The 21700-nt window shown below is 56.5% G+C and carries 20 protein-coding genes; 13 read left to right on the top strand and 7 right to left on the bottom strand.

Annotation, left to right across the window (positions count from 1 at the left end; translation table 11 throughout):
* Positions 1 to 996 precede the first annotated feature (996 nt).
* The 3 genes from IT971_RS20640 to IT971_RS20630 are packed head-to-tail and all read right to left on the bottom strand — an operon-like array spanning position 997 to position 2774.
* Entirely contained in the window at positions 997 to 1644 is a 648-nt protein-coding gene (locus IT971_RS20640) for a hypothetical protein (RefSeq protein ID WP_063092397.1), read from the bottom strand.
* Positions 1645 to 1662: 18 nt separating this feature from the next.
* Positions 1663 to 2394: a HupE/UreJ family protein gene (locus IT971_RS20635; protein WP_082822558.1), complete on the bottom strand. Its 732-nt coding sequence runs from the start codon at positions 2392 to 2394 to the stop codon at positions 1663 to 1665.
* Between the two features lie 47 nt (positions 2395 to 2441).
* The gene (locus tag IT971_RS20630; RefSeq protein ID WP_139189987.1) at positions 2442 to 2774 is read right to left on the bottom strand and encodes a hypothetical protein; all 333 of its coding nucleotides are present in this window, start codon (positions 2772 to 2774) and stop codon (positions 2442 to 2444) included.
* A gap of 103 nt (positions 2775 to 2877) precedes the next feature.
* Here IT971_RS20630 and IT971_RS20625 point away from each other — a divergent pair, with 103 nt between their 5' ends.
* The 4 genes from IT971_RS20625 (at position 2878) to chrA (ending at position 6866) form a co-directional block, all read left to right on the top strand.
* Positions 2878 to 3156 (top strand): metal-sensing transcriptional repressor, encoded by a 279-nt coding sequence (locus IT971_RS20625; RefSeq protein ID WP_063092399.1) that lies wholly within the window; start codon positions 2878 to 2880, stop codon positions 3154 to 3156.
* Between the two features lie 24 nt (positions 3157 to 3180).
* Positions 3181 to 4491: an MFS transporter gene (locus tag IT971_RS20620; protein WP_063092400.1), complete on the top strand. Its 1311-nt coding sequence runs from the start codon at positions 3181 to 3183 to the stop codon at positions 4489 to 4491.
* A gap of 187 nt (positions 4492 to 4678) precedes the next feature.
* Positions 4679 to 5497, top strand: coding sequence for a sulfurtransferase/chromate resistance protein (locus tag IT971_RS20615; protein ID WP_063092401.1), 819 nt, complete (start codon positions 4679 to 4681; stop codon positions 5495 to 5497).
* 1 nt (position 5498) lies between these two features.
* Positions 5499 to 6866 carry a chromate efflux transporter gene (gene chrA, locus IT971_RS20610; protein WP_063092402.1) on the top strand — a complete coding sequence of 456 codons (1368 nt, stop codon included), beginning with the start codon at positions 5499 to 5501 and terminating at the stop codon, positions 6864 to 6866.
* A gap of 100 nt (positions 6867 to 6966) precedes the next feature.
* Here the strand turns inward: chrA and IT971_RS20605 are convergent, their stop codons facing one another.
* Both IT971_RS20605 and IT971_RS20600 read right to left on the bottom strand, forming a co-directional pair.
* Complete coding sequence (locus tag IT971_RS20605) at positions 6967 to 8544, bottom strand: aldehyde dehydrogenase (NADP(+)) (protein WP_063092403.1); 1578 nt, start codon at positions 8542 to 8544, stop codon at positions 6967 to 6969.
* Between the two features lie 595 nt (positions 8545 to 9139).
* Positions 9140 to 9871, bottom strand: a complete 732-nt coding sequence (locus IT971_RS20600) for a GntR family transcriptional regulator (protein ID WP_063092404.1) — start codon at positions 9869 to 9871, stop codon at positions 9140 to 9142.
* 315 nt (positions 9872 to 10186) lie between these two features.
* Here IT971_RS20600 and IT971_RS20595 point away from each other — a divergent pair, with 315 nt between their 5' ends.
* The 5 genes from IT971_RS20595 (at position 10187) to IT971_RS20575 (ending at position 15141) form a co-directional block, all read left to right on the top strand.
* A complete protein-coding gene (locus IT971_RS20595; RefSeq protein WP_063092406.1) occupies positions 10187 to 11272 on the top strand; it encodes an ABC transporter ATP-binding protein in 1086 nt (361 codons plus the stop codon).
* Between the two features lie 27 nt (positions 11273 to 11299).
* A complete protein-coding gene (locus IT971_RS20590; protein WP_063092407.1) occupies positions 11300 to 12616 on the top strand; it encodes a PotD/PotF family extracellular solute-binding protein in 1317 nt (438 codons plus the stop codon).
* A 98-nt stretch (positions 12617 to 12714) separates the two neighbouring features.
* The gene (locus IT971_RS20585; protein ID WP_223304904.1) at positions 12715 to 13560 is read left to right on the top strand and encodes an ABC transporter permease; all 846 of its coding nucleotides are present in this window, start codon (positions 12715 to 12717) and stop codon (positions 13558 to 13560) included.
* Between the two features lies 1 nt (position 13561).
* Positions 13562 to 14389 (top strand): ABC transporter permease, encoded by an 828-nt coding sequence (locus IT971_RS20580; RefSeq protein WP_063092408.1) that lies wholly within the window; start codon positions 13562 to 13564, stop codon positions 14387 to 14389.
* Positions 14386 to 15141: an aspartate/glutamate racemase family protein gene (locus tag IT971_RS20575; RefSeq protein ID WP_063092409.1), complete on the top strand. Its 756-nt coding sequence runs from the start codon at positions 14386 to 14388 to the stop codon at positions 15139 to 15141. The genes IT971_RS20580 and IT971_RS20575 overlap by 4 nt, the downstream gene beginning before the upstream one ends.
* 23 nt (positions 15142 to 15164) lie before the next feature.
* On the opposite strand, the gene IT971_RS20570 is transcribed toward IT971_RS20575, so the two are convergent.
* Entirely contained in the window at positions 15165 to 15836 is a 672-nt protein-coding gene (locus IT971_RS20570) for a FadR/GntR family transcriptional regulator (protein ID WP_063092410.1), read from the bottom strand.
* 113 nt (positions 15837 to 15949) lie between these two features.
* A complete protein-coding gene (locus IT971_RS20565) occupies positions 15950 to 16783 on the bottom strand; it encodes a sulfite exporter TauE/SafE family protein (RefSeq protein ID WP_037988410.1) in 834 nt (277 codons plus the stop codon).
* Between the two features lie 238 nt (positions 16784 to 17021).
* Here IT971_RS20565 and IT971_RS20560 point away from each other — a divergent pair, with 238 nt between their 5' ends.
* Genes IT971_RS20560 through IT971_RS20545 form a run of 4 tightly spaced genes read left to right on the top strand, consistent with a single transcriptional unit; the run spans position 17022 to position 21669 of the window.
* Entirely contained in the window at positions 17022 to 17966 is a 945-nt protein-coding gene (locus IT971_RS20560) for a tripartite tricarboxylate transporter substrate binding protein (protein WP_063092411.1), read from the top strand.
* Positions 17963 to 18514 (top strand): tripartite tricarboxylate transporter TctB family protein, encoded by a 552-nt coding sequence (locus tag IT971_RS20555; protein WP_063092412.1) that lies wholly within the window; start codon positions 17963 to 17965, stop codon positions 18512 to 18514. The genes IT971_RS20560 and IT971_RS20555 overlap by 4 nt, the downstream gene beginning before the upstream one ends.
* A gap of 17 nt (positions 18515 to 18531) precedes the next feature.
* Positions 18532 to 20052 carry a tripartite tricarboxylate transporter permease gene (locus IT971_RS20550; protein WP_007088644.1) on the top strand — a complete coding sequence of 507 codons (1521 nt, stop codon included), beginning with the start codon at positions 18532 to 18534 and terminating at the stop codon, positions 20050 to 20052.
* Between the two features lie 18 nt (positions 20053 to 20070).
* Positions 20071 to 21669, top strand: coding sequence for a gamma-glutamyltransferase family protein (locus tag IT971_RS20545; protein WP_063092413.1), 1599 nt, complete (start codon positions 20071 to 20073; stop codon positions 21667 to 21669).
* Positions 21670 to 21700: the final 31 nt, after the last annotated feature.

Raw genomic sequence — 21700 nt, 5'->3', positions numbered from 1 at the left:
AAGTCAACGGGAGAAATGCACCCGGACCGAAACCCGCGAAGCGCCTTGTGCGCCTCGCGGGTTTTTGCGTTTGGGGCGGGATTAAAGAGGTGATCAGGATGCAGCGGCAAGGATTGAGGCAGGGCGGCGGGGCAATCCGCAGGATGCTCATCGGCGGATGGCGAAGCCATTACGGCGGTGTTCCGCGCCGGTTCTAACACGCTTTTAACACCCTTATTTGTCATGACGGGAGAGGTGCGTCTTATCGGGGAAGCGACCCCGAATTTGCCGAAAGTGGCAGCAATGGCAGCAGCGGCAGCAGTGATTTGTGGTCCGTCGGTGGTGGACAGGTTGGGGGCAGTACGCCCGAAATCCGTCTGCTGGTGAAAATGGCAGCGGCCCGAGGTTTGTCTGGATGTCGGGGTGGCAGGTTGCCGCCTTGGCCGGACGGTGATCGAGGCGGCAGAAAGCCCGATGATTGTCAGTCGGCGACGGTTGGGTTGCTGGAGGCCCGAGGTTTGTCCGGGCTTCATGGTCATGGCACTGGCGAAAGGGACCGGAGCGGGCAGTGAGGCCGTGGGCGATCTGTGGGTCGTCTGGCGGAGGTCATAGGTTTGGCCGGGCTTCGGTGGTCATGGCATTGCCGGAAAGGACCGGAGCGGGCGGTAAGCCTGTGGCTGTCAGTGGGCCGTCTGGTGGTGGGGCTTGTGGAGGTCTGAGGTTCGTCCGGGCGGCAGTGAGCCTGCTTCGGGGAATATCACCCTGTTGCCGCGCTTTCGGAGTCTGGCGTTCCTATCCTGCCATTGCCCCCGGGGGCCATTCGGGGCCATTCGGGGCCATTCGGGACCATCCGGGAGATCGAAGGGCATCAGCCCGATCAGATGAACCGCTCCCGTTAAGGCGATTGAAATCGGATTATTTGCCAGAAGGTCGCAGTCATCGTTTCGAAATTGCATCCGGTGCCATGCAGGAATTTCCCCCCTTGCACATGCAATGCACAAGGGGGAAAGGCATCTGTTAATAGGTGCGTTTCAGTTCGCTGTAGTTTCCGCCAACTTGCAGGGTAACAGTCACATCCTGTTTCCCGCGATTGCGCCAGAACCAGCCGTGATATCCGGTGAAACGTGCCGTGATCTCACCCTCGTCTTCGGGGATCGCCCGGCCTTTTTCATAGCTGACGGATTGCCCGCCGGTCCCGTCCCCGTGAAGGTCGAAATTTACGGCACCGCCCTCGACAACCCATTTGAACGGGGCAACCGCGCCTTCTTCCATGACCAGCTTGTATTCGGCACCCTGTTCCGGCGTCAGGGTAAAGCTGATGGTGTCTTTCCATCCATCGCCCGCTGTCTGTGCCTGTGCGCTGGAAATGAACAGACCGGCAAGGATTTCAAACAGGCCCGACTGGTCCTTGCCCGGCTGAAGATTCTGCAACTCGTATTGCATCTGGCGGTCGGCCTCGGCTTCTTCGGCAAGCTGGGTCTTGATTTCACCCATCTCGGTCAGGCCAAGGACACTGCCAATCCGGGTCGGGTCGATCCCGTATTCAGCCGGAAGAATGATCGTCACCAGCAAAACAACAGCAACGAGTGCCGCAACAATGGTCGAGCGGATCAACTGCGGGCTGCTTGGAAGCTCGTCAAGATTGGGTTTATTGGCATTATACATTGTTCAAACTCCGTTTTGTCAGGCAACAAAATAGCCGGTTAGCTGATACCCGATCAGCATGAAACCCGCCGACATCATCGCGACATTGACCGTATAGGCATGACGCCAGAACCCTTCGGTTCTGCGCCAGAAACCCATGAAAATCAGGATCATTGCCAACGCAATCAACTGGCCCAGTTCGACCCCGATATTGAAGGCAATCAGATTGGGAAGAAGCCCATCGGGCGCGATGTCATATTCAAGGATTTTGGTCGCAAGACCCAGCCCGTGAAAGAACCCGAAAACCAGTGTCGCGATCTTTGTGTCAGGTTGAAAACCGAACCACCGCTGAAACGCACCAAGATTGTCCAGCGCCTTGTAAACCACCGACAAACCGATGATCGCGTCAATAAGATAGGAACTGACATTCCAGTCAAAAAAGACGCCGAGCAGCATTGTCGTCGAATGGCCGACAGCAAACAGGCTGACATAGATGGCGATATGCTTCATCCGGTAAAGGAAAAAGATCACACCGAACAAAAACAGAAGATGATCATATCCGGTCACCATGTGCTTGGCTCCCAGATAGACAAACGGGATCAGATTGATACCGCTGATTTCTATGATATAGCCCTTGTCACCTTCGGTGACGGCATGGGCCAGCGCATCCGTCGCTGCCAGAACCAGCAGCGCGAACGCAAGACATACTGTCGCAAGACGCGGCGGAACAATCCCCGCAACCCCGTGCGCAGCAGTTCGAAAACCGTGCATGATAAAACTTTCATCGTGAAGACTGTATCGAGTACTCGAATGGCTTCTCACACGATGGGAGGGCGAATATCCTGTCCGGGCGGGATGTCCCGTGCTGTCAGTTCCACCCGCGACCAGCCACAGCGATACAGCATGCGCGACATGATTTCGCGGTCCGCCAGAATGGCCGGGGGATGATCATGATCAACAAGATCATGGGATGTGCATCCGGCATTATCGCCACTATCGACAATATCGAGTTCATGGCTGTGACCGTGATCAAGGATTTCAAGCAACTGCGCAGGCGATGCTTCCGAAACAGGAAAACCCGATGGCAAATGATGATTCTGCTGTGCGATGAATGCCAGAAGAATTCCCGCAACCACAGCAAATCGCATCATTCCCCGGTTCATCAGCCCTGTCACGGTTTTGCCCTGCCTCTCCTGATATCTGTGTCACCAAGGTCGCTTGATTTATCCCCCTAGGGGGGATAGGTTCATCTATATGACAGAACACGCACCACACGCAACCCATGCCGACATCGTCAAGAGATTAAAGCGCGCCGATGGTCATTTGCATAGTGTCATTTCAATGATCGAAGGAGGCCGTCCGTGCGAGGATATCGCACAGCAGCTTCACGCCGTTGAAAAGGCCATTTCGCAAGCCAAACGCATCCTGATACAGGATCATATCGACCATTGTCTCGACACGGCCTTTGCCGATGCCCCCGCCGCCAGTCCCGCATCGCTCGACGGGTTCAAAAAGATTGCAAAATACCTGTGAGCCCCCGCCTTTCCGAGGTTCCCCATGCTTTCCGTGCTGTCGGATCGTCGCTATCGCAATTTGTTTCTGGCCCAGATTTCATCGCTGCTCGGTACCGGGCTTGCAACGGTCGGCCTGTCGCTTCTGGCATTTGACCTTGCCGGGGCGGATGCCGGGATGGTCCTTGGCACTGCCTTTGCCATTAAAATGATCGCCTATGTCGGGGTTTCCCCCTTTGCTGCGGCATTGGTCGCCCCGCTGCCACGCCGCCCGGTTCTGATCGGGATGGATCTTTTTCGTGTGCTGATCGCCGCAATGCTGCCGTTTGTCACTGAAATCTGGCAGATTTACGTTCTGATTTTCCTGCTGCAAAGCGCGTCTGCCGCTTTTACCCCGACATTTCAGGCCACCATTCCGGAAATCCTGACGGACGAGGAACGCTATACCAAGGCGCTGTCGCTGTCCCGGCTGGCCTATGATCTTGAAAACCTGATAAGCCCGCTGATTGCGACATTGCTGCTTACGGTCATGACGTTTAATGCGCTTTTTGCCGGGACATCGGCGGGATTTGCCGTGTCAGCCGCATTCATCCTCGCCGTAAGCCTTCCTGATCCGGCCAGGCTTACCGCCGACAGCTTTGCAAAACGCCTGTTGCGCGGGGTACGCATCTTTACCCGGACGCCGCGCCTGCGCGGATTGATGGCGATCAATATGGCGGTCGCGGCCCTTGGTGCCCAGATACTGGTCAATACGATTATCGTTGTCCGTGACACGCTTGCGCTTGGCGACAGCGCGGTTGCCATCACCCTTGGGACGTTTGGTGCCGGTTCGATGCTGGCGGCTCTGGTTCTGCCGGGTGTTCTTGCCCGGACCCGCGAACGCACCGTAATGATTGCCGGTGCGCTACTGGGAACACTGGCCTTTGCCGGTCTGGCGTCATTTCTCCTGATGGGCGAACTGGTATGGCCGGTTCTTCTGATTGTCTGGTTCATTACCGGCTTTGGCTATTCTGCAACCCAGACACCTTCGGGACGCCTGTTGCGCAAATCAGCCCATGACCGGGATCGGCCATCGATTTTTGCCGCCCAGTTTGCCCTGTCTCATGCCTGCTGGCTTGTGACCTATCCGCTGGCTGGCTGGTTTGTTTCACAATACGGATTTCAGGCGGGTCTGGTGCTTTTTGGCGCAATCGCCCTGCTCGCGACACTGGCCGGAGCCTTGTTATGGCCTGCGAGCGACAGCGACGAAATCGAACACAGCCATGATGATCTCCCCGCAGATCATCCGCATTTGCAAGGGGCGCGCAGCCATCGCCATCCTTATGTAATCGATGAAATCCATTCCCGGTGGCCTTAAACAGACAGGCCGACAGCAGAGTTGATTATCTACGCTGGAGTGCAAACCGGCGATCTGATCGATTTTGCTTTGGTCTTGACTATTTCCATGGCTTCGCGTTTTCTATGGCTATGGGGAAACGCGAACTCCCCACGAGGCGCCAGCTAAAGATCGCGTTCCAATTCAAGCCTGCAAAGGAGGAACGCACATGCCTGCGCCCAAGGCGATTTCCAGCGACAAACTTTCCAAAATCATCGGTACGCCCCGCGTGCCACTGCTTCTTGATGTTCGATCCGACGAAGACTTCAACGCTGATCCGCGCCTGATACCCGGCGCGATCCGGGTGGACGATACTGCCTTGTCTGAACTGGCATCACGCATCGCCGGGACAAGTTCCATTGTGATCTGTCAGGCCGGACATAAACGCAGTCAGGGAACCGCGGCATGGCTGCGTGCGGAGGGTTGTCCGTCGGAATATCTGGAAGGCGGCTTTGAAGACTGGGTGTCAAACGGACATCCGGTAATTCGCCCGGAGAAGCTGCCCGCGCGCGATTCTCAGGGACGGACAGTCTGGGTAACACGATCACGACCGAAAATTGACCGCATTGCCTGTCCCTGGTTGATCCGGCGGTTTCTTGATCCGCGTGCCGTTATTCTGTTTGTCGCCCCGGCAGAAGTTCTGGGTGTGGCAGAGCGTTATCAGGCGGTACCGTTTGACATCGAAGGCGTGTTCTGGAGCCATCGTGACGAATTGTGCAGTTTCGATGTGATGCTGGCGGAATTTGGTTTGTCTATACCGGCCCTTGACCGGCTTGCCCTGATTGTGCGCGGGGCGGATACCGCCCGCCTTGATCTCGCCCCGGAATCGGCCGGGCTTCTTGCAGCGTCACTTGGATTATCTCGCATGTATTCCGACGATCTTGAGCAACTTGACGCCGGTATGCTGCTATATGATTCGTTCTATCGCTGGGCGCGTGACGCCACGCATGAAAACCACAACTGGCCAACCAACAAGCCACAGGTATGACATGCGATCATCTGATTATCCGACCCTGAGCGAAGCCTTCAAGGTCTGGGCGCGGATCGGTCTTTTGAGTTTCGGGGGGCCTGCGGGCCAGATTGCCCTGATGCATCAAATTCTGGTCGAAGAGCGCAAATGGCTTGGCGAGAAGCGGTTTCTCCATGCCCTTAACTATTGCATGCTGTTACCCGGTCCCGAGGCACAGCAGCTGGCCGTTTATATCGGCTGGCTAATGCATCGGACCCTTGGCGGTGTGATTGCCGGTGTCCTGTTCGTTCTGCCCGGTGTGGTCGCGATCATGGCGCTTAGCTGGGTCTATGCGATCTGGGGCAATGTGGGGATTGTCGAGGCATTTTTCTTTGGTCTTAAAGCAGCGGTTCTGGCAATTGTCGCCCAGGCCGTTTACCGGATCGGCAAGCGGGCGCTTAAAAACAGTGCGATGATCTTGATTGCGGTTGCGGCCTTTGTTGCGATCTTTGCCTTCGGGGTTCCTTTTCCCGTGATCATTCTTGTCGCCGGAATGATGGGTTATGTTGCGGCACGCCGGAATATTGCGGCATTTCGCAGTGGCGGTGGACATGGGAAAATCGGTGCAGTTCAGGTTGCCGATGCCGACACCCTGCTGGGTGAAGAATCCCCGGACCATACACAGGTCAATCGGGCCTGGGCCTTTCGCGTTTCAGCGATCCTGCTTGGCCTTTGGCTGGTGCCGGTTGGGGCGCTGTTTCTTGCGCTTGGCCCGGCCCATGTCTTTAGCCAGATCGCCGGGTTCTTCAGTGTGATGGCAGTGGTGACCTTTGGCGGAGCCTATGCGGTTCTGGCCTATGTCGCACAGGAAGCGGTGCAGAATTTCGGTTGGCTGGCGGCGGGTGAAATGCTTGATGGCTTAAGCATGGCTGAAACCACGCCGGGGCCGCTGATCATGGTGACACAGTTTGTCGGTTTCATGGGGGCGTTGCGCGATGCGGGCACCCTGCCGCCGCTGATGGCAGCGACTCTTGGCGGTTTGCTGACAACCTGGGTCACTTTCACGCCCTGTTTCCTGTGGATATTCCTTGGTGCACCTTTCATTGAAAGGCTGCGCAATAACCAGAACCTGACAGCCGCACTTAGTGCAATTACTGCCGCGGTGGTCGGGGTCATCCTTAACCTTGCGGTATGGTTCGGGCTTCATGTGGTGTTTGCCGAAGTCAAACCGCTTGATGCACCCGGACTGGATTTGCTGATCCCGGTTCTTTCGTCGGTAAACCTGGCAGCGGCAGCACTGACCGTGATCGCACTTCTGGCGGTTCTCTGGCGGGGAATGGGCACTATTCAGGTGCTGCTGCTATGTGCCGGACTGGGTGTTGCGGCCAGATTGACGGGTATCGCCTGATCGCGGTGGAACAGGATCGTATTTTCAAATCCGGTCCAGAAACAGATAGGGCGCGACCAGTACATGGCCGCGCCCTTTTATTCTTCTGTAAGTGCGATCTTTATTTCGGCATCTGCCATTTGCCGTTTACAAGGCGCGGGATGTTAAGCGGGTTTGCGTCCTTGAGGGCTTCGGGCAGCAATGCATCCGGGAAGGCCTGATAGGAGACCGGGCGGATGAAACGCTTGATCGCGAGCGACCCGACCGATGTTGCACGGGAATCCGTGCTTGCCGGATAGGGTCCACCGTGGACCATGGAGTGGCAGACCTCGACCCCGGTTGGCCAGCCATTGATCAGGATGCGGCCCGCACATTTTTCAAGGGCGGGGCGCAGTTTCCCGGCCAGTTCGGCATCGGCATCAACCATATGAACGGTCGCGGTCAACTGCCCGATCAGGGTGGCGGACAGGGCAACCATTTCTTCGGGCGTGTCGCATTCGACAATGATGCCAGCCGGGCCGAACATTTCTTCGGCCAGTTCCGGGTTGGCCTGCCAGTCGGCAGCGGTGGTGCGGAAGATCGCCGGGCTGCCTTCGAACGGGCCGTCGCTGTCGCGGCGTTTAAGCGCGCAGGTTACCTTGGCGTGACCGGCCATGGCATCGGTTACATGATGATAGGCGCTTGATACACGATCCGTCAGCATGGCGGCACCGCCAACCTGACCGAGTTCGGCGGCAGCAGTTTCGACAAAGGCGTCAAGATCGGCACCCTTAAGCGCGATCAGAAGACCCGGATTGGTGCAGAACTGGCCAACACCCATGGTGAGCGACCCAACCCAGCCCTTGGCGATTTCAACGGCCTTGGCACCCATTGCTTTGGGCATCAGGAAGACCGGGTTGTTGCTGCCGAGTTCGCCATAGAACGGGATCGGTTCCGGGCGCGAAACGGCAATATCAAACAGCGCACGACCGCCACCGGTCGAACCGGTAAAGCCAACCGCCTTGATCAGCGGATGGGCGACCAGCGCCTGACCGACCTTGCGGGTGCCGCCATGGATCAGGCTGAATACGCCTTTGGGCATGCCGTTTTTTTTAATTGCGGCTTCGATGGCCTTGGCAACGACTTCGGACGTGCCGGGGTGGGCCGCGTGGCCCTTGAACACGACCGGGCAACCCGCAGCCAGTGCCGATGCGGTGTCACCGCCCGCGGTCGAAAATGCCAGCGGGAAGTTTGACGCACCGAAAACACCGACCGGGCCAAGTGCCTTGTGCATCACGCGGATGTCGGGCTTTGGCAGGGGTTGACGATCCGGCTGGGCGGTTTCGATGCGGGCTTCGAACCATGATCCTTCTTCGATCCAGTCGGCAAAGAAGCGCAACTGGCCCACGGTGCGGCCGCGCTCGCCGGTCAGGCGTGCCGCGGGCAGGGCTGATTCAAGATTGCCGATTTCGGTGATTTCATCGCCGCGTGCGTCGATTTCATCGGCAATCGCGCGCAGGAAGGCCGCGCGTTTGGCCGGCAGCATCGCCGCAAATTCTTCGGCACAGGCATTTGCCGCCTGAACCGCCTGATCCACCAGTTCCTCGGTGCCGTGCTGGAACTTTGTTGGCAGTTTTTCACCCGTCGACGGGTTATCGGCCTGAAACACATCCGGACCGTTCAGCCATTCGCCTGCAATATAGTGCTGTCCATTCAGCATGGAGCCTCCTGTGGGGTTGGCGTGTTTGTATGATGATACCGTGCAAAGGGTTGGGCCGTGGATTGCGGTAATCTGCAAACGCCCGATTTGCGCGGTTTTCTTCGGCGCAGCTTAGGAAATCGGGGCGGCGATGTAAATATCATATTATATGACAAAATCGACATCGGCAGCCGCCAGTAGAGATTCAAACAGTTAAGCATCATTGGATAATTTATACAATTATATTTGGTCAGAGAAAGCGACGGGCGTGTGTGCCCGTCAGAATTCAGATTACTGACAAAGCCCGGAATGGATCAAAATCGTCATTTCGGGCAAAGCGGCGCGCAGACCCGGAATCCATATCCCATTGAAACAGACTGGATTCCCGCCGTCGTGGGAATGATGATCTGGTTGGGAATGCTGTGTCAGTAGTCTGCGGGCGTGTATGCCCGTGCCGTATAGTGCTGCGCTGTGTTGTGCCGCGCATTACGGCCAAGGATTACTGGCTAGGGATTTCTGGCGTGTTCGGGCGGAAGCTGCGTGGTCCGCCCCATGACTTCACGGAAGCCGATAACGGGTGCTGATATTTGAAAATCCCGACCCATCACTGGCCGGATTAGCTGGCAACCGATTTGGGATTTCGGCCAAAGATGCTGGCGAAATCGGTTTTGGCCGGTTTGGGGCGTTGAAGCTGCAACCGGTCGCGAATGGCATCAAGGTGTTTGGCCATTTCAGCGGCCGCCAGATCCGGGTCGCCGCCCAGAAGGGCGTTCAAAAGGCTTTCATGTTCCGAGTGAGAGCAATCAACCGGTTGCGGGCTTTCATACATCGCAATGATCAGCGAGCTTCGCAGGATCAGGCGTTCCAGAAATTCCTCGATCACCAGGTTGCCGGCAAGGCGGGCCAGCAACAGGTGGAATTCCCCCGAAAGGATGATGGCGGCGCGGTGGTCGCCTGCGTGGTGGGCCTGATGTTCGCGTTCCAGATGTTCGCGGATCTGGCTTGCGCGGTCGGGCGTCATGTTGGCGGCGATTTTTCGGACCACGCCGTCCTCGATCATGCGGCGGGCTGAAAAGACTTCGATGGCCTCGTCAATGGTCGGTTCGGCGATAAAGGCACCACGATTGGGCACCAGATTGATCAGTTTGTCGTGTGCGAGCTGTAAAAATGTGGCCCGGATGCGCGCACGGCTGACCGAGAAGGTTTTGGCAAGATCTTCTTCGATCAGTTTCATGCCCGGTTCCAGCCGCCGGTCAAGAATGGCGTCGAGCATTTCCCGATAAATCAGTTCTTCCGGGCGAAGTTTACCGCTGCCTTTATAGGGGGTGGGCTGTGCGGGGTTGGCCATCGCGGCGCGTCTTTCCGGTTGTTCATTCGAGGGGTCAATTCTTTTCTACAAAATTGTTGACGATCTGCAAAACAAAAAAATGCGACAGCCCTTTCTGGTGAGTCGGAATGGCATTGCATCAGGTTTAATCAAAAGAATGTTGCTGCGCAAAAATTGCGCACAAGTTGCGTATGAATCGGGCATTGGCCGGTTTTGTCGCCTTGGGGTTTTGTATGCGCTTCGCGGAAAACTGCCGATCCTGAAAGTGGCATGCAATTTGCCTACAATCGAAAATATGGATTGTTAACAATTTTGCATGCAGTAACGGGTGGGCGCATGAAGGGTAACGGGGCCATTGAGTTGATCGCTGTCAGTAAGCATTACGGCAGTACCATCGCAGTCAAATCGATCGACCTCAAAATACCGGCAGGGGCCTATTGTTGCCTGATTGGTCCATCCGGCTGCGGCAAAACCACGACATTGCGCATGATCGCCGGGCATGAGGTGATCAGCGAGGGTGATCTTCTGATCGGGGATCGCAATGTGACCGAGCTTCCGCCGGTCAAGCGCGGCACGGCCATGATGTTCCAGAATTATGCGTTGTTTCCGCATATGACCTGCATGGAAAATGTCGCATTTGGTCTGCGGATGCAGGGCGTTTCAACAGCAGAGCGCAATGAACGGGCCAAGGAAATGCTGGCCCGCGTCCATATGGAAAAATTTGCGGATCGCAAGCCCGATCAGCTTTCGGGTGGGCAGCAGCAGCGCATTGCGCTTGCGCGTGCGTTGATCACGCAGCCCTCCGTCCTGTTGCTTGACGAGCCACTTTCAGCGCTTGATCCGTTCCTGCGGGCGCGGATGCGCGACGAATTGCGCCGCCTTCAGCAGGAGCTTGGCATCACGTTTGTCCATGTCACCCATGCCCAGGACGAGGCGCTTGCGCTTTCGGACATGGTTGTTGTCATGGAAGACGGTGTCATTCGCCAGAAGGGCACGCCCGAGGAAATATTCAACAAGCCGCGTTCGCGCTTCATCGCCAATTTCATGGGCGGTCAGAATATCTTCAAGGGAACGGTTTCGGAAAGCAGCCCGGCGGGAACGCTTCTGACGCGTGGGCCCGATAGCTTTTTCCTGCCCGGATATGGCGATGGTGCCACGGGCGAGGATCTTGAATTCACAATTCGTACCGACCTGATCGGACTGGGTGAAACAGCGCCCGGTGATGCCGAAAATGGTCAGATTCCCGTCGAAATCACAACGGTCGAGTATCTCGGCCTTTGGGTGCGGATTGTGGCGACGACCAATGACGGCAAGGAAATCACCCTGATGAAGACCGAAAGCGAATTTCGGCAGGCGCCTGTGCGCCGGAAGGAAAAGTTCATCGCCTACTGGAAACCCGAACACGCGCATGTTCTGGCCTAAAAAAACATCATTTATCAGGAGCTTCACATGACGACCGACAATTCCAAAACGACGAAAAACCTGCTTTCGACCAAGGAAGTCACCCGCCGCGGTTTTGTTAAAGGGGCGGCTGCGACTGCCGGTGTCGCGATTGGTTCAGGTGCGATCACCGGTTTCCCGACCATCTGGGCGCAGAACATCAAGGATGTGACGTTGCGCCAGTTCGGCACGGGTGTTTCAAACATCAATGCGGTTGCCGACAAGGTTAAGGAAGACCTTGGTTTCACGCTTCAGATGACTGCCCTTGATTCCGATGCGGTTGCCCAGCGTGCGGTAACCCAGCCGAAATCGTTTGATATTGCCGATATCGAATACTGGATCTGTAAGAAGGTCTTCCCGGCGGGCACCATGCAGCCGATGGATACCACCAAGCTTAAAAACTATCAGTATATCTCCAAGCTGTTCATCGATGGCAAACTGACCCCGGATTCCGAGATTGCACAGGGCACGGCACCGCACACGGTTGGCTTTGTCGAAGGGGCCGACAGTGTCGAGTTTGCATCTGCGCCGACCCAGTGGATGACCCTTGTTCCGACGATTTACAATGCGGATACGCTGGGCATTCGCCCGGACCTGATCGAACGTCCGATCAATAGCTGGGCCGATCTGCTTGATCCGGCCTTCAAGGGCAAGGCATCGATCCTGAATATTCCGTCGATCGGGATCATGGATGCGGCCATGGTTTGCGAAGCCATGGGTGAAGTCACCTATGGTGACAAGGGCAACATGACCCAGGAAGAAATCGACAAGACGATTGCGATCATGATCGATGCCAAGAAAGCCGGTCAGTTCCGTGCCTTCTGGAAGAGCTTCGATGAGTCGGTCAACCTGATGGCATCGGGCGAAGTCGTGATCCAGTCGATGTGGTCACCGGCGGTTGCTGCCGTTCGGTCCAAGGGCATTGCGTGCAAATACCAGCCGCTTAAGGAAGGGTATCGTGCATGGGGTGGTGGCATTGGTCTTGCCAAGCACCTTACCGGCCTCGAACTTGAGGCGGCGTATGAATATATCGACTGGTACCTGTCGGGCTGGGTCGGGGCGTATCTTAACCGTCAGGGTTATTACAGTGCAGCCCCGGCAACCGCACAGAAATTCATGTCCGAAGACGAATGGGGCTTCTGGATGGAAGGCAAGCAAGCCCAGGGCGATATCCTTAGCCCGGATGGCAAGGTCATGGAAAAGGCCGGTGCGGTTCGCGATGGCGGTTCGTATGAGGAACGCATGGGATCGGTTGCGTGCTGGAACTCTGTCATGGACGAGAACAAGCACATGGTCCGCAAGTGGAACGAATTCATCGCTGCCTAAGGGCATCTGAATTTGATCGGGCGCAGCTTTGGTTGCGCCCGATATCCTGATTTCCCTGATGATTTTTCCGGTTCAAAGGGCAGACAATGGCGTTTGATATGTCCAAGCGATCGTCGTATTTCCTGATCTCGCCGATGGCGCTGATCTTTGCGATCTTTCTGGTCGTGCCGTTGCTGACGATTATTGTCGTCAGTTTCTGGGACTATGACGAATACCGCATTCTGCCCGACTTCATTTTTGAAAATTACAAATACCTGCTGGGGTCTTCAGTAACCTGGCAGATTTACCTTAATACCTTCAAATATGCCGCGCTTACCTGGGGCTTTACCCTTCTGATCGGGTTTACGGTTGCCTATTTCCTGGCGTTCCATGTGCGCAGCCTGACATGGCAGATTGTCCTGTTCATGTTGTGCACGATCCCGTTCTGGACATCGAACATCATTCGCATGATTTCGTGGATTCCGTTTCTGGGGCGCAACGGGCTTTTGAATTCGGCCCTGATGGGGCTGGGAATTGTCGATGAGCCGCTTGAATTCCTGCTGTTTTCGGATTTTGCGGTCGTTCTGGCGGATGTGCATCTTTACACCCTGTTTATGGTGGTGCCGATTTTCAATTCGATGATGCGCATTGACCGTTCCCTGATCGAGGCGGCGCGTGATGCCGGGGCATCGGGGTTTGAAACCCTGCGGCACGTGATTGTGCCGCTATCGAAGCCCGGCATTGCAATCGGTTCGATCTTTGTCATCACGGTCGTGATGGGCGATTTCATCACGGTGCGTTTGATGAGTGGCGGGCAGAGTGCCTCGGTCGGGCTTCAGATTTCCAATGAGATCGGGTTGCTGCAATATCCGGCGGCGGCGGCCAGTGCGGTGGTGCTTCTGGTGACCGTGCTTTTGATCGTGACGGCGTTGCTTCGCATGGTCGATATCAGGAAGGAGCTTTGAGATGGCGAAGACCCGTGAAAAGCGCCCGACAAGTTTCTATTTTCTGGCGGCCTTCTTTGCGCTGTTTGTGCTGTTCCTGTATGGGCCGATGCTGACGATCTTTATCCTGTCATTTCAGGGTGAAAATGGCGGTCTGACCTTCCCGATGAATGGATTTTCGGTCCATTGGTTCGGCAATTTGTTTGAGCAGCAGGCGGTCGGGGATTTTGGCGGATCGTTCCTGCGATCTCTCAAGCTTGGCCTGATTGTCATGGTGGTGACGGTTCTGGTGTCCTTTATGGCGGGGTTGGCGTTTCGCAAGCGGTTCAAGGGGGACAGCGTGATTTTCTATCTGGCGATTGCCAGCCTGATCGTGCCGTCGATCCTGATTTCGCTTGGCATCGGATTGCTGTTCAATATCGTGAGCTGGCAACCGCAATGGTTTACATCGGCCCTTGGCGCGCATCTGACATGGACCTTCCCGTTCGGGCTTCTGATCATGTTTGCGGTGTTTAACCGGTTTGATCCGTCCTTTGAAGAAGCCGCGCGCGATCTGGGGGCGAGCAGTTGGCAAACCATCTGGCATATCGTTTTGCCGATGGTGGCACCCAGCCTTATTGGGGTCGCGATGTTTTCCTTTACCCTGTCCTATGACGAGTTTGCCCGGACGCTGATGACGGCGGGGGCGCTTAATACCCTGCCGCTTGAGATTTACGGGATGACGACCAATGTGACGACACCGGTGCTTTATGCGCTGGGCACGGTGACGACCGGTTTTTCGTTTGTGGTGATTGCCATAGCCCTTGGTTCGGTCCTGATCCTGCGGCATCGCAAGGGGCAAAAGGCATGACCCGGATCGCGGTTATCAATCCCAATATGTCGGTCGGGTTTACCGAAAAGGTTGGTTTGCAGGCGCGCCGTATTGTTGCGCCCGGTACCGAGATTGTTGCCCTTAACCCGCAGTTCGGCCCGGCCAGTATCGAGGGCTATTATGACGAGGCATTTGCCAGTGTCGGGTTGCTTGCCGCGATGCGCGGGCTTGAGGCAGACGGGGCTTCGGGCGGGAAGATCAGCGGATATGTGGTGGCGTGTTTTGATGATACCGGTGTCGATGCCGCGCGCTGCCTGACCAAAGCGCCGGTGATGGGGTTGTGCGAGGCGGCCCTTCGGTTTGCGGCCATCGTTGCGTCGCGTTTTGCCATCGTCACGCCGATGGCGGTATCGGTGCGGCCGCTTGAACATCTGGTGTCGAAATATGGGGCATCTTCGCAATGTGTGGTGCGGGCGGCGGGTGTTCGCACACTCGATTTCGAGGGCGAGAATGCGGATATGGCCTATCTGGCGCTGAAAATTTCGGCGGAAAACTGCCTTGCCGAAGATGGTGCCGAGGCGATTGTTCTGGGTTGTGCCGGAATGACCGATATTGCCGACCGATTGCAGGCCGAGCTTGGCGTGCCGGTGATTGACGGGGTCAGTGCGGCGGTCAAGCTGATCGAAGCCATGGGGATGCTGGGGCTTCAGACCAGCAAGGCGGGGGCCTATGCCAGCCCGCCGGTGAAAACCTATGACGGGATATTTGCCGCGTTTGCGCCGGTGGCGTGAGATGGTTTGGGCCGGATTTCCGGTCAGATTTGCTTTAGGGCCTGTTCGACCTGAACCAGATGACGGCGCATGGCGTCTTCTGCGCGTTTGGGGTCGCGCTGTTCTATGGCATCGACGATCTCGCGATGCTGGGTGCTCAGATCATTGATCAGGCGGTCGGAATGGCTGCTTTCGCGCATACGCGCCCATGCGGCTTCGCGGCGGACGGCACTGACGGCTTCGAACACCGCCAGAAACAGGGTGTTGCGGACACTTTCGGCCAGTTTCTGATGAAAGGCCGCGTCCCATTTTTCATATTCGCCCTGATTTTGGGCTTTGGCGGCGTTTTCGACCATGGTGCGCATGGTGTCGATATCGGACTGTGATGCACGCAGGGCGGCAAACCGGGCCATGGATGGCTCGATCTCCTGGCGGACTTCCATGATTTCAAACGGGCTTGTTCGGGTGGCCAGTCCTTCGAGTTTGCGAAGGCGCGGTGTTGGCGGGGTGCCGACAAAGGTGCCCTGACCCTGACGACGCCAGATCAGGCCATCAGATTCAAGCTGATCCAATGCCTTGCGCAGCGCGCGGCGCCCGACATCAAGCTGTTCGGCCAGTTCGCGTTCGGCGATGACGCGCCCGTCCTTGACGAATTCTCCCGCGGCGAAGCTTGTTCTCAGCTTTTCTGCCAACCCCTGGGTTGCTATGTCATTCATGGCGTTTTTTATCGTTATCTGGACGTTTAAATCTTATCTGTTCCGGCCTGTTGCCCGCATGTTGCACCCTTGCGGTTTCGTCAGCCCGGAACAGCATCAATCCCAATCAGATATCAGGAAATCAGATCATAGAACATGCGCAATGATGTGATGGCCAGAAACAGGCCAAAACAGATGCGAAGGGCCCGCCTTGGGATGGAATGTGCGATGCGTGCGCCAACCGGTGCGAAAAGAACCGTCATCGGGATCAGCAGGGCCGCGGCCAGCACGTTCACATAGCCCAGCGAGAAGGGCGGGCGTCCGTCGACACCAATGCCGGACATGGCATAACCAATGGTGCCGGGCAGGGCGATGATCAGGCCGATTGCGGCCGATGTGCCCACCGCACGGCGGATGTCATATCCAAGGAAGCTTAATACCGGTACGCAGATCGTGCCACCGCCGATCCCCATCATCGCCGACAGGCTGCCCGCGATCACACCCAGTATCGCCCAGACGGATTTTGGCGGGTTTTTCTGGGTATCGGTTTCGCGATCCCGGACCAGAATCATATTGGCGGCAACCAGCAGGGCGACGACGGCAAACACGATGGTCAGAACCCGGCCATCGGCAAAGCCACCAATCGCGGTGCCAATCAGAACACCGACGACAATTGCCGGGCCCCAGTGTTTAAGCAGGGCGATATCGACCGAACCCTTTTTATAGTGGCTTCGGGTGGATGAAATCGCGGTGGCGATAATCGTTGTTAAGGAGGTGGCGACGGCAACCTGCATGCGCAGGCTTTCATCCACACCCATGGTGGTCAGGAAATGATACAGCACCGGCACAATGACGATACCGCCGCCGACGCCCAGAAGCCCGGCCATGATGCCGCCAACGATGCCGGCAAACAGCATTGCCGCACCCCACAGCAGATACAGGCTCATGGTGCCTTCGATTTCAATCATGATGAACCAATCCAAACCAATAATGACTATCTAGGTGTATTGGTACTAACTCTGATTGGTCGTAGTTGGCAAATGTTTTGCGCCATTAAGCAGCTTAATCTGGCAATTAATCACGATTAATCAGATTTAATAGTTGCGAACCAAATGCAAGAATGCCAACAATATGGCGACAAAATGAACAAACCAAATATAAATTGGTTCAGACTCAGGTATCAAATCTCATCAGGAGGCAGAACATATGTTCCGCAAGATTGCCGTAGCCGCCGGTTTGATGGCTGCTGCCTTTGCCGCACCCGCGCAGGCGCAGAGCTATCCCGAAAAACCGATTGAATTCATCGTGCCGTGGGGGCCGGGTGGCGGCAGTGACACGTTGATGCGTATCGTTGCACAGGGCCTTGCCGAAGAAACCGGACAGGCCATTCCTGTCATCAATATGCCCGGCGTGGGTGGCAATGTCGGCCTTGCCGAATTCGCCAAACGTCCGGCAGATGGCTATACCATTTCGCAGATTCACGAAGGTCTTCTGGTATCGAGCCAGACCGGAATTACCGAGCTTAACTGGGACAGCTTTATCCCCGTCGCACTGGTGGCATCGTCGCCGCAGTATCTGACGCTTTCGAAGAACGATAATTTTTCGAACTTCGAAGAAATGGTCGCCTATGCCAAGGCGCATCCGGGTGCCGTTCGCGCCGGTGTGACGCTGGGCGGGATTCCGCATGTTCATATCGCGATGATCGAAGAAGCCATGGGGCTTCAGTTTTCCTATGTCGGTTACACCGATACGGGTGAGCGTATCCGTGCGCTGATGGGTGGTAACATCGATATCGCAATTGGCGATATTTCATCTGCCAAGCAGTTCGTCGACAATGGCGATCTGGTTTATGCCGCCGTTGGCACCGCAGAACGCACCGATGATGCACCGGACGTTCCGACGCTTAAGGAACTTGGCATGGATGCCGAGCTGGTGATCACGCGTGGTGTGGTTCTGCCGAAAGGGACGCCGCAGGAAACCGTTGATGCGCTTGAAGCCCATATCGAAAAGGTCATGCAGCGCGAAGACGTGATCAAGCTGATGAAAAATGCCGGTGCCGATCCGGTGTTCTATGGTCAGGAAAAATACAGCGCCTATCTTGAAAAGCTTAATGCGACCATCGCGAAGCTTGTAGGCAAGCTCGAAGGATGACCGTCAAGGTGACGGAGGCAGCAGCAGCGGATACAGGTGTATCCGCTGCTTCGCGCGCCCGCACCGAATTGGCGCGGCTGATCTCCTATATCGTTTTTGGTGGCGTTTCTGTTGTTCTGTCCTCGATGGCGGCCGGTTTGCCGACGTCACGCTGGGAACCGCTGGGGGCGGGCACCTTCCCGAAGCTTGTTTTTGCCCTGCTGGCGGTGCTTTGCCTGATTGCGGCTGTTCGTTCGATCATTGAAATCGTGCGGGCGGGTGGTCTTGCGGGTGTGGGGGCTGCCTTTACCCAGTGGCTTTATGTGCGTCGGGTATCCATCGGCCTGTTTGCGCTGTTTGCGGTTTATCTTGGCGTTCTGCCGTGGACCGGGTTTTCGCTTGCGAGTTTTGTCTTTCTGCTGATTGCGCAGTTGATGATTGCGGGTGTTTCGCGACGCACGGTCATGCAGTCCATCATCGCCGCCCTGATTTTTTCGGTCGGGTTGAACCTGCTGTTTGCAGAAGTTTTCAATGTGTTCTTACCGCGCGGCGTTCTGTTCGCGGGTTAGGCGGGAAAGTTTAAATTATGCTGGATGCGTTTCTTGCCGGGGCCCATCAGGTATTTGCCTTTGATACCCTGACATACATGCTGATCGGGTCGGTTGCCGGGATTGTTGCCGCGGCCATCCCCGGTTTTACCGTGACAATGGCAATCATTCTGACGCTGCCGCTGACCTTTGCCATGGAGCCGTTGCAGGGTGTTTCGGTGATGCTGTCGGTTTATGTTGGTGGGTATACCGGTGGCCTGATCAGTGCCGCCCTTCTGGGGATTCCCGGAACACCAAGTTCGGTTGCCACAACCTTTGATGCCTTTCCGATGGCACGCAAGGGGGAACCGGGCCGGGCCCTTTCACTGGGTGTATGGGCATCGTTCTTCGGGACGGTGATTTCGACCATCGTTCTGATCGTGGCCGCCCCGCCGCTGGCGCTGATTGCGGTCAAGCTTGGCCCGTGGGAATATTTCGCGCTGATCGTCTTTGCGCTGACGATTGTTGCCAGCCTTGTCGGGAATTCGTTAATCCGTGGTTTGATCGCGGGCGTCATTGGCCTTGGCATTGCGACCATCGGCCCGGACCCGATGATGGGCAAATCGCGCCTGACCTTTGATACCGATCTTCTGATGCCGGGCTTGCCGTTCCTTGTGGTGCTGATTGGTATTTTCGCGATCAGCCAGCTTCTGAGCGAAGTGGAAATTCATGGCAAGAAGGCCAATCAGGCGCTGATCCCCGATGTGATCGACTTCAAGACATGGAAAGTCATGCGCGAAGTCCTGATGGCACCGGTCAATCTGTTCCGGTCATCGATGATCGGGGTTCTGATTGGGGCGTTGCCGGGTGCGGGTGGATCGATCGCCAATCTGCTGGCCTATGATCAGGCCAAACGCAGTTCGAAAAACCCGGAAAAATTCGGCGAAGGCTGCGCCGATGGTGTGGTCGCGTCCGAGGCGGGTAACTCTGCCACGGCGGGTGGCGGCCTGATCCCGATGATTGCGCTTGGTATCCCCGGTTCTGCGGTGGATGCCATTCTGATGGCGTCATTGATGGTGCATGGCATTTCGGTCGGCCCGCGCCTGATCATGGATCATGCCGATCTGGCCTATGGCATGTTCATTGCCATGATCGTTTCAAGCCTGATGATGCTGGTGGTGTGTGTCGCTTCCATGCGCCTGTTCCTGCGGGTGACCGACATCCCCAAACAGTTCATCGTGCCGACCGTCATCATTTGCTGCGTTATTGGGGCGTTTGCGCTTAATAACCGTGTGACGGACCTGTATCTTCTGGGGATTATCGGGTTGGTTGGTTATGGCCTTAAATGCCTTGATTATCCGCTGGCACCGCTGGTGCTGGGTGTGATCCTGGGGCCGATTGCCGAAACCAATCTGCGTCGGGCATTGATGAGTGATCCCGACTGGATGACTTTCTTTACCCGACCGATTTCAGCCGTCCTTCTGGCGGCGGCGTTGCTGTCGGTTATCTTCAGTGTCCGTTCCATCCTTAAAATGCGTAAAAAGAACCGTCCCGCCACCGATGAACAGGACGGCGATTAAGCCGATCAGGAGACTCCAATGAAACTTCGTCATGACGCGCTTTATGCCTCACGCCGGTCACCGGTGCTTGCGCGCAATGTTGTATCGACATCCCAGCCATTGGCGGCACAGGCCGGTTTGCGCATGTTGCTGGCGGGCGGGAATGCGGCCGATGCTGCATTGGCTTCTGCCATTGCATTGACGGTGCTTGAGCCGACCGGCAATGGGCTTGGTTCGGATGCCTATGCGATCATCTGGGATGGCAAGGAGCTGCATGGGCTTAATGCATCTGGTCGTGCGCCCGCGGCATGGTCGCCGGAACGCTTTGCCGGGGCGGATGCCATGCCGCAGCGCGGCTGGGAATCTGTGACCGTACCGGGGGCCGTTTCGGCCTGGCGCGAAATTTCCGACAAGTTTGGCAAACTGCCGTTTGAAAAACTGTTCGAGCCAGCCATCGAATATGCTAGCCGTGGTTTTGCCGTCTCCCCGATCATTGCAACCCTTTGGGAAAAGGGCGGCAATCTTTTGGGCAAGCAACCGGGCTTTGCCGAGGCGTTTCTGCCCGGTGGCAAGGCACCGAAGGCGGGTGAATTGTTCATCAACCGTGCGATTGCGGAAAGCCTGACAGATATCGCAGAGACCGGTGGCGAGAGTTTCTATCGCGGGCGGCTGGCGGCCAAAATTGCGGCTTTTGCCAAGGAAAATGGTGCGGTCCTGACCGAAGAGGACCTTGGAAATCATAAAACCGACTGGGTCGGAACGATTTCGCAAAGCTTTGGCAAGGTCAAGCTGCATGAAATCCCGCCAAACGGACAGGGCATTTCAGCCCTGATTGCGCTTGGTATTTTGCGTCATACCAACATTGCCGATCATGCACCGGACTCGGTCGAGGCCCTGCATCTTGAGATCGAGGCGATGAAGCTGGCCTTTGCGGATATGCATGAATATGTTGCCGATCTGGATCACATGCGTGATGTGACGGTCGAACATCTGCTGTCCGATGATTACCTGAAATCGCGTGCGGCATTGATTGATGCCAACAAGGCGCAGGATTTCAAGGCCGGTGCGCCAAAGCATGGCGGCACGGTCTATGTCACGGCGGCGGATGAAAGCGGCATGATGGTGTCGTTCATCCAGTCGAACTATATGGGTTTCGGGTCCGGTGTTGTTGTGCCGGGCACATCAATCAGCCTGCAAAACCGTGGTTTCGGTTTCACCCTGAAAGACGGTCATCCCAATCAGGTGGCAGGCGGAAAACGCCCGTTCCAGACGATCATTCCGGGCTTCCTGATGGGGGACGACGGCAACCCGGTCATGAGCTTTGGCGTGATGGGCGGCCCGATGCAGTCACAGGGCCATTTGCAGATGACGCTTCGGACCCAGCTTTGGGGGCAGGACCCGCAAACGGCGGCAGATGCGCCGCGCTGGCAGGCGCTTTCCGGGCTTGAGGTTGCCGTTGAGGCCTCGGTCGGGGCGGATGTGATCGATGCCCTGAAAACCAAGGGGCACGCGATCAAGGTTGAGGCCCCCGATAGCACCAATTTCGGTTTTGGTGGTGCGCAGCTTATCGCGAAAACCGATGCCGGATATGTTGCCGGTTCTGATCCGCGAAAAGACGGTTGTGCCGTCGGATATTAATCTTCCCATCCTCAATTCAGATGAGCTCCCC

The organism is Thalassospira sp. B30-1, assembly GCF_015767575.1.
Lineage (GTDB): Bacteria > Pseudomonadota > Alphaproteobacteria > Rhodospirillales > Thalassospiraceae > Thalassospira > Thalassospira xiamenensis.
Note: the sequence above shows the minus strand (reverse complement) of the source record. Positions and strands in the feature narration are given on the sequence as shown.

What these genes read in the sequence shown, in the direction of transcription:
- IT971_RS20560 (WP_063092411.1), top strand. Translation starts at nt 17,022, where the DNA reads ATGTTCCGCAAGATTGCCGTAGCCGCCGGTTTGATGGCTGCTGCCTTT.
- IT971_RS20620 (WP_063092400.1), top strand. Translation starts at nt 3,181, where the DNA reads ATGCTTTCCGTGCTGTCGGATCGTCGCTATCGCAATTTGTTTCTGGCC.
- IT971_RS20595 (WP_063092406.1), top strand. Translation starts at nt 10,187, where the DNA reads ATGAAGGGTAACGGGGCCATTGAGTTGATCGCTGTCAGTAAGCATTAC.
- IT971_RS20575 (WP_063092409.1), top strand. Translation starts at nt 14,386, where the DNA reads ATGACCCGGATCGCGGTTATCAATCCCAATATGTCGGTCGGGTTTACC.
- IT971_RS20630 (WP_139189987.1), bottom strand. Translation starts at nt 2,774, where the DNA reads ATGATGCGATTTGCTGTGGTTGCGGGAATTCTTCTGGCATTCATCGCA.
- IT971_RS20615 (WP_063092401.1), top strand. Translation starts at nt 4,679, where the DNA reads ATGCCTGCGCCCAAGGCGATTTCCAGCGACAAACTTTCCAAAATCATC.
- IT971_RS20545 (WP_063092413.1), top strand. Translation starts at nt 20,071, where the DNA reads ATGAAACTTCGTCATGACGCGCTTTATGCCTCACGCCGGTCACCGGTG.
- IT971_RS20635 (WP_082822558.1), bottom strand. Translation starts at nt 2,394, where the DNA reads ATGCACGGTTTTCGAACTGCTGCGCACGGGGTTGCGGGGATTGTTCCG.
- IT971_RS20605 (WP_063092403.1), bottom strand. Translation starts at nt 8,544, where the DNA reads ATGCTGAATGGACAGCACTATATTGCAGGCGAATGGCTGAACGGTCCG.
- IT971_RS20580 (WP_063092408.1), top strand. Translation starts at nt 13,562, where the DNA reads ATGGCGAAGACCCGTGAAAAGCGCCCGACAAGTTTCTATTTTCTGGCG.
- IT971_RS20590 (WP_063092407.1), top strand. Translation starts at nt 11,300, where the DNA reads ATGACGACCGACAATTCCAAAACGACGAAAAACCTGCTTTCGACCAAG.
- IT971_RS20600 (WP_063092404.1), bottom strand. Translation starts at nt 9,871, where the DNA reads ATGGCCAACCCCGCACAGCCCACCCCCTATAAAGGCAGCGGTAAACTT.
- IT971_RS20550 (WP_007088644.1), top strand. Translation starts at nt 18,532, where the DNA reads ATGCTGGATGCGTTTCTTGCCGGGGCCCATCAGGTATTTGCCTTTGAT.
- IT971_RS20555 (WP_063092412.1), top strand. Translation starts at nt 17,963, where the DNA reads ATGACCGTCAAGGTGACGGAGGCAGCAGCAGCGGATACAGGTGTATCC.
- chrA (WP_063092402.1), top strand. Translation starts at nt 5,499, where the DNA reads ATGCGATCATCTGATTATCCGACCCTGAGCGAAGCCTTCAAGGTCTGG.
- IT971_RS20625 (WP_063092399.1), top strand. Translation starts at nt 2,878, where the DNA reads ATGACAGAACACGCACCACACGCAACCCATGCCGACATCGTCAAGAGA.
- IT971_RS20565 (WP_037988410.1), bottom strand. Translation starts at nt 16,783, where the DNA reads ATGATTGAAATCGAAGGCACCATGAGCCTGTATCTGCTGTGGGGTGCG.
- IT971_RS20640 (WP_063092397.1), bottom strand. Translation starts at nt 1,644, where the DNA reads ATGTATAATGCCAATAAACCCAATCTTGACGAGCTTCCAAGCAGCCCG.
- IT971_RS20570 (WP_063092410.1), bottom strand. Translation starts at nt 15,836, where the DNA reads ATGAATGACATAGCAACCCAGGGGTTGGCAGAAAAGCTGAGAACAAGC.
- IT971_RS20585 (WP_223304904.1), top strand. Translation starts at nt 12,715, where the DNA reads ATGTCCAAGCGATCGTCGTATTTCCTGATCTCGCCGATGGCGCTGATC.